This window comes from Prochlorococcus marinus, from assembly GCF_001180245.1.
GTDB lineage: Bacteria > Cyanobacteriota > Cyanobacteriia > PCC-6307 > Cyanobiaceae > Prochlorococcus_A > Prochlorococcus_A marinus_F.
Genome location: NZ_CVSV01000075.1, coordinates 1 through 14,291, shown reverse-complemented (window position 1 = coordinate 14,291; position 14,291 = coordinate 1). Strand labels below are relative to the sequence as shown.

General features: G+C 29.6%; 21 protein-coding genes. 10 read left to right on the top strand and 11 right to left on the bottom strand.

Annotation, left to right across the window (positions count from 1 at the left end; genetic code table 11):
- Positions 1–167: 167 nt before the first annotated feature.
- The gene (locus AMO19_RS02710) at positions 168–476 is read left to right on the top strand and encodes a hypothetical protein (RefSeq protein ID WP_075507240.1); all 309 of its coding nucleotides are present in this window, start codon (positions 168–170) and stop codon (positions 474–476) included.
- A 27-nt stretch (positions 477–503) separates the two neighbouring features.
- On the opposite strand, the gene AMO19_RS08465 is transcribed toward AMO19_RS02710, so the two are convergent.
- The gene (locus AMO19_RS08465; protein ID WP_179850489.1) at positions 504–674 is read right to left on the bottom strand and encodes a hypothetical protein; all 171 of its coding nucleotides are present in this window, start codon (positions 672–674) and stop codon (positions 504–506) included.
- A gap of 300 nt (positions 675–974) precedes the next feature.
- On the opposite strand from AMO19_RS08465, the gene AMO19_RS08460 reads away from it, so the two are divergent.
- The 9 genes from AMO19_RS08460 to AMO19_RS02670 all read left to right on the top strand — a co-directional run bounded on the left by AMO19_RS08460 (position 975) and on the right by AMO19_RS02670 (position 8,529).
- Positions 975–1,139, top strand: a complete 165-nt coding sequence (locus AMO19_RS08460) for a hypothetical protein (protein WP_179850488.1) — start codon at positions 975–977, stop codon at positions 1,137–1,139.
- Positions 1,140–2,153: 1,014 nt separating this feature from the next.
- A complete protein-coding gene (gene speB, locus AMO19_RS02705; protein WP_082302699.1) occupies positions 2,154–3,287 on the top strand; it encodes an agmatinase in 1,134 nt (377 codons plus the stop codon).
- A gap of 21 nt (positions 3,288–3,308) precedes the next feature.
- Positions 3,309–3,650 (top strand): hydrogenase maturation nickel metallochaperone HypA/HybF, encoded by a 342-nt coding sequence (locus AMO19_RS02700; protein ID WP_257008940.1) that lies wholly within the window; start codon positions 3,309–3,311, stop codon positions 3,648–3,650.
- Between the two features lie 40 nt (positions 3,651–3,690).
- Entirely contained in the window at positions 3,691–4,383 is a 693-nt protein-coding gene (gene hypB, locus AMO19_RS02695; RefSeq protein ID WP_075507237.1) for a hydrogenase nickel incorporation protein HypB, read from the top strand.
- An 88-nt stretch (positions 4,384–4,471) separates the two neighbouring features.
- Positions 4,472–5,470, top strand: a complete 999-nt coding sequence (locus AMO19_RS02690; protein WP_075507236.1) for an ABC transporter substrate-binding protein — start codon at positions 4,472–4,474, stop codon at positions 5,468–5,470.
- Between the two features lie 16 nt (positions 5,471–5,486).
- Positions 5,487–6,305: an ABC transporter permease gene (locus AMO19_RS02685; RefSeq protein ID WP_075507235.1), complete on the top strand. Its 819-nt coding sequence runs from the start codon at positions 5,487–5,489 to the stop codon at positions 6,303–6,305.
- Entirely contained in the window at positions 6,306–7,067 is a 762-nt protein-coding gene (locus tag AMO19_RS02680; RefSeq protein ID WP_075507234.1) for an ABC transporter ATP-binding protein, read from the top strand. It abuts the gene before it with no gap.
- 3 nt (positions 7,068–7,070) lie between these two features.
- A complete protein-coding gene (locus tag AMO19_RS02675) occupies positions 7,071–8,093 on the top strand; it encodes an aromatic ring-hydroxylating oxygenase subunit alpha (RefSeq protein WP_075507233.1) in 1,023 nt (340 codons plus the stop codon).
- A gap of 118 nt (positions 8,094–8,211) precedes the next feature.
- Positions 8,212–8,529, top strand: a complete 318-nt coding sequence (locus tag AMO19_RS02670; RefSeq protein ID WP_075507232.1) for a hypothetical protein — start codon at positions 8,212–8,214, stop codon at positions 8,527–8,529.
- A 27-nt stretch (positions 8,530–8,556) separates the two neighbouring features.
- On the opposite strand, the gene AMO19_RS02665 is transcribed toward AMO19_RS02670, so the two are convergent.
- The 10 genes from AMO19_RS02665 to AMO19_RS02645 all read right to left on the bottom strand — a co-directional run bounded on the left by AMO19_RS02665 (position 8,557) and on the right by AMO19_RS02645 (position 14,255).
- Positions 8,557–9,411: an LOG family protein gene (locus AMO19_RS02665; protein WP_075507231.1), complete on the bottom strand. Its 855-nt coding sequence runs from the start codon at positions 9,409–9,411 to the stop codon at positions 8,557–8,559.
- 1 nt (position 9,412) lies between these two features.
- The gene (locus tag AMO19_RS02660) at positions 9,413–9,931 is read right to left on the bottom strand and encodes a hemagglutinin (RefSeq protein WP_075507230.1); all 519 of its coding nucleotides are present in this window, start codon (positions 9,929–9,931) and stop codon (positions 9,413–9,415) included.
- Positions 9,932–10,011: 80 nt separating this feature from the next.
- Positions 10,012–10,158 carry a hypothetical protein gene (locus AMO19_RS08455; RefSeq protein WP_179850487.1) on the bottom strand — a complete coding sequence of 49 codons (147 nt, stop codon included), beginning with the start codon at positions 10,156–10,158 and terminating at the stop codon, positions 10,012–10,014.
- Positions 10,159–10,360: 202 nt separating this feature from the next.
- Positions 10,361–10,513 (bottom strand): hypothetical protein, encoded by a 153-nt coding sequence (locus AMO19_RS08450; RefSeq protein ID WP_179850486.1) that lies wholly within the window; start codon positions 10,511–10,513, stop codon positions 10,361–10,363.
- A 236-nt stretch (positions 10,514–10,749) separates the two neighbouring features.
- A complete protein-coding gene (locus tag AMO19_RS08730; RefSeq protein ID WP_257008938.1) occupies positions 10,750–10,875 on the bottom strand; it encodes a hypothetical protein in 126 nt (41 codons plus the stop codon).
- Between the two features lie 231 nt (positions 10,876–11,106).
- Positions 11,107–11,235: a hypothetical protein gene (locus AMO19_RS08725; RefSeq protein ID WP_257008937.1), complete on the bottom strand. Its 129-nt coding sequence runs from the start codon at positions 11,233–11,235 to the stop codon at positions 11,107–11,109.
- A gap of 150 nt (positions 11,236–11,385) precedes the next feature.
- Entirely contained in the window at positions 11,386–11,541 is a 156-nt protein-coding gene (locus AMO19_RS08445; RefSeq protein ID WP_179850485.1) for a hypothetical protein, read from the bottom strand.
- A 76-nt stretch (positions 11,542–11,617) separates the two neighbouring features.
- Positions 11,618–11,821 carry a hypothetical protein gene (locus AMO19_RS02655; protein WP_075507229.1) on the bottom strand — a complete coding sequence of 68 codons (204 nt, stop codon included), beginning with the start codon at positions 11,819–11,821 and terminating at the stop codon, positions 11,618–11,620.
- Between the two features lie 326 nt (positions 11,822–12,147).
- Positions 12,148–12,357: a hypothetical protein gene (locus tag AMO19_RS02650; protein ID WP_075507228.1), complete on the bottom strand. Its 210-nt coding sequence runs from the start codon at positions 12,355–12,357 to the stop codon at positions 12,148–12,150.
- 1,652 nt (positions 12,358–14,009) lie between these two features.
- Entirely contained in the window at positions 14,010–14,255 is a 246-nt protein-coding gene (locus AMO19_RS02645; protein ID WP_146255923.1) for a DUF3804 family protein, read from the bottom strand.
- Positions 14,256–14,291 lie beyond the last annotated feature (36 nt).

The window sequence follows — 14,291 nt, the reverse complement described above, 5'->3', positions numbered from 1 at the left end:
TTATGTAAATCAAAAAAAGTAGTCTTTTTTACCAATTAAATATATCTGTTGTTGAATAAATATATTTGTCCTTGAAAAGCCACTAAAAAATACTTTTTCTTGAAATAAAGATTGACAAGACATTCATAAAAAAAAACTTTTATAAAACATTAACTCTTTTTATGAATATGTTCTTAACCAACAAGACTCGTTTAAAAATCAAGGATATTGTAAAAAGGATTTCACTAGATGAACCTGTTGCATTGGAAGAAAGAATTTATGTAGAAAAGTTTGCAAAACATAATTCAACTATTTGGACATGGCTTAAGAAAGCTAATAGCTTGAGGAGATATGGCAAGCAAAAATCAGATGGAATAAATGGACTTATCCAGAGTCTTGGCCTTGATGGTTTAGAAACTGAAAATCATTTCGATCCCAAAAATGATGACCTTGCTGATTGGTTTAGTGGATCTCCTGATTGGGTGAGGAGGAGCTAATTGCTCTTCGTTTAAAATAAATTCAAATTAATAATGAAAAAAGGGAACTTCCTCAACTTGCCTTGGAGCATAATCACAAATTCCGAATTGCATACATTCCATTTGAGCATCAGTTAGTTTTCTCTCAATTGATAACGTATCTAACAAGCCACCAAATGCATATTGAATTTTATTTTTAATTAGATTTCCGTAAGTCATAATTAACCCCCTCTTTTAGAAGTTATTTAGTATTAGTTATATAAAGGAATCAAGAGTTTTAATACCTAAAATATAAACTATAAATTAATCTTTTTTTAAATATTTCACTAAATTCATAATCAGTATTTTTGCTCTAGGAAATTTGAATCATCACCTTTAAATTAGATCCACTGATTGGAGGTTTCACTTCATGAGTACTTACAAAACGAAATACTTTAAAAACACAAAAAAGATCAATAACACTCTTTGGTTGGATAAATTAATTAATCAACTTGAAAAAAAATCAAAGGGAGTTTGATCATGAATACATTTAGAAATAAACAATTCAAAAATGAATTAGATCCCAAGTATGCCTTCTATGATTGTCTTCGTAGTTGCGAAATTAAGAGTAATTCTGAAAAGTCTCTAGAAGAATGCGTCGAAAATTGTGAACCTAGACTCTACACAGAGAATCTCGATGGCTAAAAATAAGAATTTAAACTCTATTCAATACCTATTCTGGCGTTATAGAATTTTGATACAAATTTAAGGAGGTTATCTTATGACCAACCTCGCAATTGAGCTACTAATAATAATTATAGTTTTAGTTAATTTTGAGCGATTCTTACTGGTAAAATTTATTCACAATCAGTAAAAGAAATTCAACGTAAGAGATTATTTTGTAGTGAATCTATAAGTAACCCATATTGTGTTTTTTGATAAATGACTTCCAAACGAATAGATCTCAAACTAGAGATCTATTATTAAAATTTAAAGTCCACCAAAACTAAAAATAAGGTGTATATGGTACTTCTGTTTTTAATGAATCTCCGTAGTAACTTTCAGCTGACTTTACCAAGATCCAATAAATGAAATTTAGAAATGATTTTTCCATAGGAACATCTATATCCTTTCCTAATTAAAATCAGAATTTCAAATAAAAACATCGTAGGAAATACTTAACTGAAGAGATTTAGATTTTCTTAGTTAATTTGTGTTGGTTAGGTTTGTATGAAATGCTACTAAAGCCTGTCTTATCAGTCGATTTGGTAATAATGCTTATTGATTCCTGTAATTTCTGAAGATATATTAAATAAGCTATAAAAATAAGAAATTTATGAGTACTCAAAAAAGTCAAAGCCATAAAAGACAAGAGCAAAATAATACAGAATGGTTAGATGAATTAATCAATAAAATTGAAAATATGAAAAATAAAATATCTAATACTTTTTAACTTATTACTTCTTCTATTATTTATTCCGTTATTAAATATTTTAAATACTTTTGTAATTAAGCGAGCTGGCTTATTAATAGAGTTATGTATTTTATTTTTTTAAATAGTTATTTAACAATGTTTAAATGAGAATCTTTTAAAGCAAGTTTATGGTTCATTTTTGTTTTTATTGACAATATTGAAATAAGTGTAAAAAGAATTTTAAATTTGTGACTACCGAATCATCTAAAAATCAAGACTTTATAAGGAAGCATCCCAGCGAAGGAATGGATGCTTTAGAAAAAGAATCAAAATTACCTCTTAAAGGATGGGAAAAGGAGGTTGCCCGAGCAAAGGAATATGGTTTAGAAGGAGCAAAAAGTATTGTCGATAGAAATATATCTACATTTTCAAGAGGAGAATTACCCCATTTTGCAGGTATCAATACTTTCATGAAAGCTACATATGTTGAAAATGTAAAAGAAGTGGGAAATTATGATGTTGCGATAGTTGGTGTTCCTCATGATTCTGGAACTACTTATAGACCTGGGACAAGATTCGGACCTCAAGGAATAAGAAAAATTTCTGCTCTCTATACTCCTTACAATTACGAAATGGGAGTTGATCTGAGAGAGCAGATATCTATTTGTGATGTAGGAGATATTTTTACAATTCCAGCTAATAATGAAAAAAGTTTTGATCAAATTTCAAAGGGTGTTGCTCATATTTTTGCTAGTGGAGCATTTCCAATTATTTTAGGTGGAGATCATTCAATAGGTTTTCCCACAGTTAGAGGAGTTTGTCGCCACTTAGGAGATAAAAAAGTAGGGATCATTCACTTTGATAGACATGTAGATACTCAAGAGACAGATTTAGATGAAAGAATGCATACCTGTCCATGGTTTCATGCAACAAATATGAAAAATGCACCTGCAAAAAATCTTGTTCAATTAGGAATTGGAGGTTGGCAAGTACCAAGAGAAGGCGTAAAAATTTGCAGGGAACGAAGTACAAATGTTTTAACAGTTACTGATATCTGCGAAATGGGATTAAAAGAGGCCGCTGATTTTGCGATTGAAAAAGCTACGGATGGAACTGACTGTGTTTATATTTCTTTTGATATTGATTGTATTGATGCTGGATTTGTCCCTGGAACTGGTTGGCCTGAACCTGGGGGGTTATTACCTCGAGAGGCATTAAAACTTTTGGAGTACATTATCAGAAAAGTTAATGTATGTGGAATTGAGCTTGTTGAGGTTTCGCCTCCATATGATGTAAGCGATATGACAGCTCTTTTAGCTACTAGAGTTATTTGTGATTCAATTGCACACCTTGTAGTAAGTGGTCAGCTCCCAAGAAAATCTAAACCAGAATGGATTTCAGATAAATGCAATATGTCAGTTGATCAAAAATGGAGATAGATTTTCGTGCATGAAGTAGATATGACAAAATGCCTTATTCTTTCCATGGAAGAGTGGGCAGAGAAAAAAAATAAAAAAAAAATAGTTGTTGAAAAGATTAATCTTAAGATTGGCGAATTTACTTGCGTAGAACCAATCTCATTAATTAATACTTTTAATGCTGCAGTCTTGGGTTCTTGGTTAGATTCCTCTGAGATTACAATTGAGACAATACCTTTTGAAGGGAAATGCTCTAAATGCAATAGATTATTTTTTCCAAAGAAAGAGAATGGATATAAATCTCCATGTTGCAATTTTAATTTAGAGGAAATTATTAGTGGGAGGGAATTAAAAATCGCATCTATTGATTTTAAAGAAAAGTAGAAATTTAGTATCTAGAATAAAAACGTATTTTTAAAAATAAATGCATTTACCAATTTCAGACAAAATTGAATTAAATATTCTTCATCAAAATAGTCATCAAGCTGAGAAAAATAAAGTTAAGTTTAATAATTATAATTTGCTTTGCTTGAACATAATGAGTAGTCCTGGTGCAGGAAAAACTAAATTACTTGAAATAACTTTAGAAGATCTTTCAAAAAAATTTCAGAGTGCTGTTTTAGAGGGTGATATGACCACTAATCTTGATGCGGCAAGATTAGAAAAATTAAATATTCCAGTAGTACCAATTACAACTGGAAGAGCATGCCATCTCGATGCAAATATGGTTAGTGGAGGTTTGAAATTACTAGAAAAAAAAATAAATCCTGATTTACTAGATATTTTGTTAGTGGAAAATGTAGGAAATTTAGTTTGTCCTGCAGAATTTGAGATTGGAGAACATTTTAAAGTTGCACTCTTAAGTATTACCGAAGGTGAGGATAAACCTTTAAAATATCCAATAATGTTTAGAGAAGCAGATTTAATTTTGATAACTAAAGTTGATTTGTTACCCCATTTGAATTTTGATATTAAAGAATTAAAATCGAACATAGCCTCAACTAATCCTAAGGCGGATGTGATAGAAATTTCTTCGATAACTAAGTCTGGATTCGATTTATGGCAAGATTGGATTAGTAAAAAGATACTGAAATTTAAAAATAATTTTATTGATTAAGTAAGATTAATCTCTTAAAAGTATCAGTCATTACAACTTTAGATTTACTTTTTCTTAAGTATTGATAGTACGTAATATTTTTTTTTAAATGTTTAAAAAATTGAGAGTCTTTTTTACCTCTTTGCTGGCTCTAATATTAGCGATTTCATTAAGTACACTTTCAAGTCCTGCAGCTCCAAAAGGTGAACCAATCACTTTGGGATACAGTAACTGGGCAGGATGGTGGCCCTGGGCGATAGCTGTTGATCAAAAAATGTTTGAAAAAAATGGAGTTAATGTTCAGATGAAATGGTTTGATGGATATGTTCAATCCATGGAAACTTTTGCTGCTGGTAAAATTGATGGAAATTCGCAAACTCTTAATGATACTATTTCTTTCTTGCCAGGAGAGAATGGAGGGGAAGTAGTTGTTTTAGTTAATGATAATTCTGCAGGGAATGATCAAATAATTGCAGATAAATCAATTAAAAGTGTTGCTGATTTAAAAGGTAAAACAGTAGCAGTAGAAGAAGGTGTTGTGGATGATTTTTTACTTGTTTTAGCTCTGAATGATGTTGGATTAACCCGAGATGATGTAATTATTAAAGGTCTTCCAACTGATCAGGCTGCAACTGCATTTGCAGCAGGAAAAGTTGATGCAGTTGGTGCATTCCCTCCATTTACAGGAACTGCAATGAAGAGGCCTGGAGCAAGAGTTATTGCTAGTTCAAAAGATTATCCCGGTGCAATCCCTGATTTATTAGCTGTAAGCGGAGATTTGATTTCTGAAAGACCAGATGATGTTCAAAAAATTGTTAAAACATGGTGGGATGTAAGAGAATTCATGGAAAAAAATCCAAGAAAATCTGAAAAGATCATGGCAAAGCGAGCTGGGATTCCAACACGCGAATACAAACAATATAAAGGTGGAACTAGGTTCTTTTCTTTGGAAGAAAATTTAGAAGCTTTTAGTGATGGGTTCGGTATGAAATATATGCCTTATGCAGCGAAACAAATGGCAGACTTTATGGTCAAGGTAGGATTTATTCCTGAGAAACCAGATATGAGTAAATTATTTGACTCTTCGTTCGTTAAAAACATAAGTTAATTAATACAAAATTAAAATGGTTAGTTCGAAATTAATCAAGAGGGATAAACATTTTTTATCCCTCTTTTCATTTGGTAGTGAACCGAAAAAATTAAATAAAATATTTCTTCAAATAGCCTCACTTTTGCTTCCCCTTTTAATTTGGACATTAGTTTGTCAATTAAAACTTGTAAGTGAAATGTTTTTACCATCTCCGTTAGCGGTCTTTTATTCTCTTTTGGATATGGCTGAAAGTGGAATTTTATTTGAAGATATTTTTGCAAGTACTGGTAGGGTATTCGCTGGTTTTATAATCGCAACAATTTTTTCAATTCCTTTAGGAATTTTAATGGGTTCATTCCCTTCTTTTTGTGCTTTATGTGAACCATTAATTGCAATGCTTAGGTATATGCCTGCCGCCGCTTTTTCTCCTTTGCTTATTATTTATTTAGGAATTGAAGAGGCTCCAAAAATCGCATTAATTTTCATTGGTACCGTTTACTTTAATGTTTTGATGGTTATGGATTCAGTAAAATTTGTACCTAAAGAACTCATTGAAACAACGCTTACTTTAGGTGGTAATACAAAAGATTTATTGATCAGAGTAATAGCCAGATATTCATTGCCAAGTATTATTGATACTTTAAGAATTAATATTGCGACTTCATGGAATTTAGTAATTGTAGCAGAGTTAATTGCAGCAGAAGTTGGATTAGGTAAAAGGATTCAACTGGCTCAAAGATTTTTTCGCACAGATCAAATATTTGCAGAATTAATAGTTCTTGGATTAATAGGATTTGCTTTGGATATGAGTTTTAGATTGCTACTTAGACGTACATGTAAATGGGCTGTTTAAATGAAATTAGATGTTAATAATATTTCAAAATATTTTGGGGAAGGTTCTAATAGAAAAAAGGCAATTGAGGATATAAGTTTTTCAATAAGTTCTGGCGAATTTAAAACTCTTGTTGGAAGCTCTGGATCAGGTAAAAGTACTATATTGAGGATTATTGCTGGGCTTGAGAGTACATCTAAAGGGAACGTAAAAGTAGATGGAAAAATAGTTAGTGGACCGGGATTGGATAGAGGGATGGTTTTTCAGAAATATAGTCTTTTCCCTTGGCTCACTGCGTCTGAGAATATTGCATTTGGAATGAATTTAAATTCTTACAAGTTTAAAGAAATAAAATATAGGACATCTCATTTATTAGAAGTAGTAGGTCTTCAGGATTCTGGAAATAAGTATCCAAAAGAATTATCTGGAGGAATGCAACAAAGGATTGCAATTGCGAGAGCTCTAGCGACTAACCCTAAAATTCTACTTTTAGATGAACCTTTTGGAGCATTGGACTTACAGATAAGAGAATCTATGCAAAAATTTCTCTATGAATTATGGAAAAAAACTTCATTGACAGTTTTACTTATAACCCATGATATTGAAGAAGCATTAGCTCTCTCTCAGCAAATATGTATTTTGGCACCTAATCCTGGAAGAATCATAAAAGAAGTTAAGGTAGATCTTCAAAAAGGAGATTTAGATAAATTGAAACTTGATTCGGATTTTTCAAAATTACGATATGAATTATCTGATTTTTTAAGAAGCCTCCAAAAAATTTAAATAATGTCAACTAGTTTTTTGCCTACTTGGCTTTATAACGATCAAAAAATATTTGATCTTGAATTAGATAAATATTCAAAAAATTATTGGCACCCATTGATTTTTATGGGAGAAATTAAACCTGGCGAAATATTAGAAAAAAAATTTTTTAATCAATCATTATTGATCTCTTGTTCAGAAAAAAATTTAATAACTGTTTTTAAAAATAGATGCCCTCACCGCGGGTCAAGATTATGTTTGCCAAAAACAAAATTAAATCCTTCTAAAAGTATTTTTTGTCCTTACCATGGTTGGACTTTTGATAGCTTTGGAAAACTTAAAACCTTGCCTTTAAAGTATGATTTTGATACGAAAAGAGAAACAGGTAATTATTTTTTAGAAAAAGTTAACTCTTTAATAAATGGACCTTTAATTTGGATTAATTTCAGCAAAAAACCAATATCTATATATGATCAAATAGAGCTTGTTGGGAGAAAATGTAATGATGAATGGGTTATGAATTACAGTATTTTTTCTGAATTTTCTGATACCTTAAATTGCAATTGGAAAATTGCCCATGACAATACACTGGATGATTATCATGTGGCAATAGCTCATAAAGATACCTTACATAAAGAACAAGGTCCAATTAAAAACTACAGGTATTTCTTCAGTGAATTTTGTAATGTACTTGTTACCCCTCTAAGTAGTAAAGGAAATCTATATACCTTTGGATTACTCCCATGGACCCATCTAATAATCTGGCCTGGTAAGGGGATCATTTTAATAAATTATCTTCCTAAAAATATTAATCAGTGTATTCTTGAAATTAAATTAGCTTCTGCTTCTTTATGTGAAAATGATTTAGAAAATTGGAAAAAAAGTATATTGGAATTTCTTGGGGAAGATAAAGTTATTGTCGAATCAGTTCATAAGTCTTATCTGGAAAACTTTAAACTTGGTCCGCCTAATAGACTTGAAAAAAGAATTATACACTGGCAAAAAATTTATAAAGAGTTTCTATATACATCGGGTATTTCTTTCTAAGATAATTTCTATTTATTGCACTGATATTATTAATTTAATTAAATTTTTAATTTGGTAGGTATTTAACTTTATGTTTAATAGGCCTTATTGATAATGTAGTTGATTAAAACAGTTGATTATGAAAAATTTTATTCTAATAATTGTCTCTTTATCTTTCATATCTTCTTGCAGTAATGACAAAGAGTTTTTTCTCACTGAGGAGAACGCTTTATTAAGTTGCGGAGGTAAATCTCGTATCATCGAAAATGATAAAGAAGAGATAATAAAAACTGAAGTGAAGGATTTAAGAGATGGAATTGGTAAATACGTTAAATTTACAGTTGTTGAGACTGATAAAAAAGGAGGAAAATATAGGATTATTAATTGTTTCCCAAGTGAAGAGCCACAAGATTCAATAATAAAAGTTGTTAAAACAAATTATAAATTAAGTAACTAACTTTTTTTTAAAATAACTAGTTTGCTTTTAATCTGAGATTTTTGATGATTTGATAATTTCCCATGCTTCTGATGCAGTGTCTGCATATTTGAAAAGATTTAAATGTTTATCTTCAATCAATCCAAGATCAGCTAGATAATCAAAGTTAATTACCTTATTCCAATACTGCTTACCAAAAAGTATGATTGGGATTTTAGTTTTCATTCCTGTTTGACAAAGTGTCAATAGTTCAAATAATTCATCTAGTGTTCCAAAACCTCCAGGAAAAAATACGGCAGCTACTGATCGCATAACAAAATGGATCTTTCTTAATGCAAAATAATTAAATTTAAAGCAAAGACCGGGAGTTATAAAAGCATTTGGTATTTGTTCATTAGGGAGACTGATATTTAACCCTATAGACTTACAATTTGCTTCAAATGCACCTCTATTAGCAGCTTCCATAATTCCAGGCCCACCACCTGTAACAATCACATGAGAATTACAGTTTTTATTTTGATTATTAATTGAAGCAAGTTTTGAAAACTCCCTTGCAGATTGATAGTAATTACTCATTAGAAGCAAATTTTTTAATCTATTTAAATTTCGTTTTAGAAGTATCGATTTATGATTTTTTTTAATTAATTCTTTTATATTTTCAATTCTCTTTTTTGTATTTGATTCTTCTGTAATGCTTGCGCCTCCAAAAATAATTATGGTTGAAAGAATTTTATTTTCTTCAAGTATTAAATCTGGTTTAGTAATTTCAAGAAGCATTCTAACTCCACGCATTTCATTTCGGCTTAGTAGGCCAATATCTTCGTGAGCCAATTTATAAGTATCAGAATTAATAATTAAATTCAGGTTTTTTAAATTATTACTAGGGGATATATGTTTTTTCATTTTAAACAAGAGTTTTAATTTTTCTTTCTAGAGGATTAAAATTGACTCTTATGAGTTTGTTATTTTCGTAAATCCAATAAACAGGTGGACTATTTCTTGCCTTAATTAAATTAATTTTGTCTAATTTTTGAGGGATAAATTCTTTAGAAGGATTAAAAAATTTATCTCTCTTGGGTTGGTTTAAAACAATACTACCTTCTTTCCCTGAGATAGATCTATGATAAGTTCCGATAGGAATTTCTAATGCTCCCATAGATCTATTTAAATAAATCACGTGATGTGGTTCATCCCACAAAGGATTTATTAAAACAAATTTCCTTTCTCCGGTGATAACTAAGTTGTAGTCAGTTTGATGATAGTGAACGTAATATTGCTCATCTTCTAAATCATCTGGAGGAGATATAGCTTCCCCAGAATGTATCACAACATCAGAACCATTAGAAGTATCTATGCCTGCATCGAAGAATATTACTTTTGGGGTTTCTCTAAAAACATTTATTGGGAAGAATCTTAATTCCATAGTGCTAACTCCCTTTTAGAAAATTTATAAATACTAATAAAAATTTTATTTTCTTTTGAAAAACAGCTATTTTATTATTTTTAATTGCAACAAACCAAGCAATCTTCTTGATTTGGATAATCTATACATTCTTTATTCAAAGTTTCTTTTAAGAAAACTACTTTCTTAACATAATCAAGATCTTTTAATTCTTTGTTTGGAACCGTGAACTGAGTTTGTAGTTTCATTTTCTATTCTCCAAATTAATACTGTTTTTTGAATCCATTCCAAGTTTGAGAAAACCTTAATCCCAAATAAGAAATTAAAATTGCCCAAAATAAAATTTCTATACCTAAATTAGTCATTTGCTTGGCCTCCTTTCTAACTGATTATTCTTTAGTATGGGTATTAAGTAAAAATCAAGCGTAAGAATACCTAAAAGTTAAAGTTTCAATCACAAAAAATCTTGCAATGGTTGTTACTCGGATGTTCTGCACATTCGATATTCCAATAAGCTTCCATTTCTTTTAGCTTATTGTCATATGAAAGATTTTTTTTATCCAAATTAATTTCTTGGATAGTAAATGTGTCATTTAGTGCCATAAGACTTAACCTTTACTACAACTATGTCTTAATTCATTTGAATAGTAAATTTCAAGTTTTATATGTGCGGTAAGAGGAACAAAATTGTACGGATTAAGGATCAAAAAAAATTCTCAAATTATAAATGATTGCAAGGAAAATATCTTCAAAGAATTTATTCTAACTTAAAAAAAATTGGTTTAAATTTTCCTAGAGATTATATTCTCTTAATATTTTCTCATGTCTGCCAGTATCTATCATTCATCTAATCTATCTGCATATTCTCTTAAAATCTCAGCCATCTTTTGAGGTGGAATTTCTTGTTGATATTCTCTACATAAATCAAAAAATTTATCTAAGAAATCTTTCATTGAAGATGACATAAAAATTAGCGTTTAATTTTAAAAGTAAAGTATGCAAATCCACCAAGCAATAAAAGACTCACAACCCCATAAGTAATCGCTATACCGTACAAGTAAGTCATTTATTTATAAAGACATAAGCAGAATATAAATAAACTAAGAAAAATCCAATAGCTATTGAACTTCCATAAATAAGAAAGTTCCAAAATCTATATAATTTAGGTTTTTTAAATTTATTTTCTTCTTTAGTAATCATCTATTTTCTTTTTCTTTTTCTTTTTCTTTTTTGGCAGCATTACCTTTTGCTCTTAATACCAAAGTTATCGTAAGGGCAGCGCTTAATATCACAGCATCAATTAATAGGTGCGGGGAAATATTCATCAGCTAAAAAAAGAGATAAGAAGAGTCATTATCTTTTCATAAATAAATCTATTAATCATTAAAAAAGAGGGGTTTGTCCCTCTAAGTTTAGATCGACTGTCAATCACAGTCTATTTTAGCTTTTTAGCTTCTCTAAAAAGCAGTATTTATTTAGCCAGAGCAAGAGAAGGCACCTGCAAGAATATTTTTAAAAATTGGTGCTTGACCCAAGGCATATAAAAAGAAAGTTGATGACGCGAGAGTAATAGCTATTTTAGCAGCCCTGTTAACTTTCAAATTTGAGACTTTTGCAAATGCAGAGTTCATTTGTTCCTTAATTTTTTGCCTTTATAATAGCTGAAAAAATTTAATGTTTAGCATCAATATTTACCAAAGAATAATTTTATTGCTCCTTTTTCTTAGATTGCATTTTTATTAGCTCAAATTCTTTTTTAGAAACTATTCTGATTTTGTATGCTGGATATCTTGTCTTCCACCATTTATTGATCAAAATAGCTACTCCTTCTAAATTTTGGGTAATAATATTGACCCATAGAGTTTTAGTTTCAACTTCTTTGTAGAATTCCCAACTTGTAGGTGAAGCCATTAAAAATCGCAAATGAAAAAATTCAATAAATTATGGGAAATGGTCCATAAGCTAAAACTTTTGTTTTTTGAATAAGAGGATTTAGTTAAGGATATAAAGTTTTCATTAAGTGGTAATAAAAAACTTTTAACAAAAGATTTGCATTATTTTACCCTTCTAGGAAATTATTACTTTAATTTTATAACGAGTTTCAATTACAAAATATCTCCGCAAAGAAGGGGCCAAAAATCGACCCCTCTTGGTGAAACTCTTCCAAAGAAACACCATTAAAATCTTACTCTGAAAGTTGCAAAGTTAAACAAATTAATAAAATCAAGATTAACAATTTATGCGGCCTTTTTAAAAGGGTTCATATTCCTTAGAAAGTTATTACTTTTGCTGGTACTTATTTTTCTAAATCTTTGATTTATATCCAGGATATACTTTCTAGCTTTCTTATCACTTTCAATTTTCTTTTTTCGAAGACGTAAAGCCTTTAAATCTTCTATGGACATGAGGCCATCATCTTCATTGAAATTTGAATAATCAAATTGCATCAGTTTAAGAAATTAAGTTTCTTCTTTAAGTGCAAGATTAACAACCTTATTTTTATTTGCAATAGAGATAATTAACCAACTTAATTCAAATTAGTTTTTCAATTTTCAAAAAGCTATGAATTTAAGAATTAAAAACTTTTTAAAGTCAAGAAAAACTTTTGATTGAATTAGAAGGAACTTCTAGAGATACAAATGATTCTCCATAATGAGATTCGGCTGATCTTATCAGTAACCAGTAAAAGAAATTTAATAAAGCTTTCTCCACGAGGATTTAGTAACTAATTTAAATAAACTAATCATTTTTGTAATAGCAATATACAAAATAAATTTATTGCGCAATCAAGATATTTACCTTATAAAACATAGTTGTATATTAATTAAGATAAATTCGCACTCTCAGGATTTAGGTGGCGGACTAAATCTTCGTGGAGTATTGGACTTTAGCCCGCTCTGTTTTTGCTCTGTTTTTTTAGCAAAAGAAAAATAGCACTGCAAGGTAACTAGATCTCCCATTATTATATTTAATTTTGAATAAGCCTTTATTGGTTAATTGATCAAGAGTATCTGAGCAAATGTCAGTGTTGTTTATTGTATAATAATGTTACAAACATTAGTTATATCAATGGATTCAGTATTTTTGCTCATTGATATATTTATTCTAAGAATAATATTATTATTGATGCCAAAGAAGGTTTAATTGTGAAAAAAATAACTAAATTTTTTAAACTACTTAAGAGAAGAATTGATATTTATAAAGCAGAGGCTGAATTAAAATTTATATTGGAAAATAAATAATGGGATTCCCACACTGCCCTATTTGCGTAGTTTTAGCATTTGTTTCAGTTTTGATGGGAGTTACTCGTAGTTATATGTTCTATATTCTTTTTAGACTGTTTGTGAGAGCAGAATCTAACTTTAAATTGAAGTTTAGTTTCTATTAATTGTTGACATCTAAGTATAAATACTTTATAAATAGATTGTAGTGAATACTACAAAATCGTCCGATCTACCATCTGATAGACCGCAGTACGACTCAAGCCATAGGACGGGGACTTGAGCAAGTTCAGGAGCTGCATCATGGTAAACATGTATTTCAATGGAAAGTCATTCGTATATTGTAGAAAACAAGAAGAAAAGATAATAAAGCTCACTTACAGAGGATCTATTTACTTGAAATAAGATTTCTAATTTCTTTTTTTAAAGTTTGGACATTCGTTAAAGTTTTGAACTCAGTATTTATTAATACGTTATAAGAAAAACTTATTGTGAAGATATTATTTACCTATTTAAAAATTCATACATTCGTATATTTAGTAACGAGAAATTAATTGTAAAATAACTAATTTGTAATCAGATTTTTACAAGGTTATGCAGCCTATTTCTGAAGAACTTTACAGAAAAATAGTTGAGAGTTCTAAAAAATGAGTAAGTTACTAATCGCTTTATTAGCTTTAGATATAGGGGTTAGTCTGTCTAAAGTTTTTATTTTTACCTGAGAATCAAATTACTTAATAAAAAAAGAAATTGTTTTCTAAAAAAGAAATAGTAACGGGGTATTTCTTTTTGATTTATTTATTTTATAAAATAAAAAATTAAACCAATAAATGAACTACCTAAAAGAAGTAGCACCATTAAAAAAGATATTAACTTTGCTAATCCCATAAAGATAAATCAGAATTTCCTGTAGATCTTTGCATCCAGTGAATTTTCCAAACATCATTTACTTTTTTAAAAATTGACGTAACTGTTGGTAAGTCATCATTAGCTGTCCCTTTATAAGTAAATTTTGAACCTAGTGTAAAAATGCACATTACTATATTTTCGCTTAAAAATTCGAACCGGTGAATTTTAGTTATTGCTGCCTTTTCTTGAACTACGAAGACAATCATAGAAGGCATACTTGGGATCTAATTCATTTTTGAATTGTTTATTTC

Excerpts from the sequence above, each read along its gene's own strand:
- AMO19_RS08445 (WP_179850485.1), bottom strand. The coding sequence starts at position 11,541 with ATGAACTCTGCATTTGCAAAAGTCTCAAATTTGAAAGTTAACAGGGCT.
- AMO19_RS02680 (WP_075507234.1), top strand. The coding sequence starts at position 6,306 with ATGAAATTAGATGTTAATAATATTTCAAAATATTTTGGGGAAGGTTCT.
- AMO19_RS02655 (WP_075507229.1), bottom strand. The coding sequence starts at position 11,821 with ATGGCTTCACCTACAAGTTGGGAATTCTACAAAGAAGTTGAAACTAAA.
- AMO19_RS02670 (WP_075507232.1), top strand. The coding sequence starts at position 8,212 with ATGAAAAATTTTATTCTAATAATTGTCTCTTTATCTTTCATATCTTCT.
- AMO19_RS02665 (WP_075507231.1), bottom strand. The coding sequence starts at position 9,411 with ATGAAAAAACATATATCCCCTAGTAATAATTTAAAAAACCTGAATTTA.
- AMO19_RS08460 (WP_179850488.1), top strand. The coding sequence starts at position 975 with ATGAATACATTTAGAAATAAACAATTCAAAAATGAATTAGATCCCAAG.
- AMO19_RS02645 (WP_146255923.1), bottom strand. The coding sequence starts at position 14,255 with ATGCCTTCTATGATTGTCTTCGTAGTTCAAGAAAAGGCAGCAATAACT.
- AMO19_RS08450 (WP_179850486.1), bottom strand. The coding sequence starts at position 10,513 with ATGGCACTAAATGACACATTTACTATCCAAGAAATTAATTTGGATAAA.
- AMO19_RS02660 (WP_075507230.1), bottom strand. The coding sequence starts at position 9,931 with ATGGAATTAAGATTCTTCCCAATAAATGTTTTTAGAGAAACCCCAAAA.
- hypB (WP_075507237.1), top strand. The coding sequence starts at position 3,691 with ATGCATTTACCAATTTCAGACAAAATTGAATTAAATATTCTTCATCAA.
- AMO19_RS02650 (WP_075507228.1), bottom strand. The coding sequence starts at position 12,357 with ATGCAATTTGATTATTCAAATTTCAATGAAGATGATGGCCTCATGTCC.
- AMO19_RS08725 (WP_257008937.1), bottom strand. The coding sequence starts at position 11,235 with ATGAATATTTCCCCGCACCTATTAATTGATGCTGTGATATTAAGCGCT.
- AMO19_RS02690 (WP_075507236.1), top strand. The coding sequence starts at position 4,472 with ATGTTTAAAAAATTGAGAGTCTTTTTTACCTCTTTGCTGGCTCTAATA.
- AMO19_RS02685 (WP_075507235.1), top strand. The coding sequence starts at position 5,487 with ATGGTTAGTTCGAAATTAATCAAGAGGGATAAACATTTTTTATCCCTC.
- AMO19_RS08730 (WP_257008938.1), bottom strand. The coding sequence starts at position 10,875 with ATGTCATCTTCAATGAAAGATTTCTTAGATAAATTTTTTGATTTATGT.
- AMO19_RS08465 (WP_179850489.1), bottom strand. The coding sequence starts at position 674 with ATGACTTACGGAAATCTAATTAAAAATAAAATTCAATATGCATTTGGT.
- speB (WP_082302699.1), top strand. The coding sequence starts at position 2,154 with ATGGATGCTTTAGAAAAAGAATCAAAATTACCTCTTAAAGGATGGGAA.
- AMO19_RS02700 (WP_257008940.1), top strand. The coding sequence starts at position 3,309 with ATGACAAAATGCCTTATTCTTTCCATGGAAGAGTGGGCAGAGAAAAAA.
- AMO19_RS02675 (WP_075507233.1), top strand. The coding sequence starts at position 7,071 with ATGTCAACTAGTTTTTTGCCTACTTGGCTTTATAACGATCAAAAAATA.
- AMO19_RS08455 (WP_179850487.1), bottom strand. The coding sequence starts at position 10,158 with ATGAAACTACAAACTCAGTTCACGGTTCCAAACAAAGAATTAAAAGAT.
- AMO19_RS02710 (WP_075507240.1), top strand. The coding sequence starts at position 168 with ATGTTCTTAACCAACAAGACTCGTTTAAAAATCAAGGATATTGTAAAA.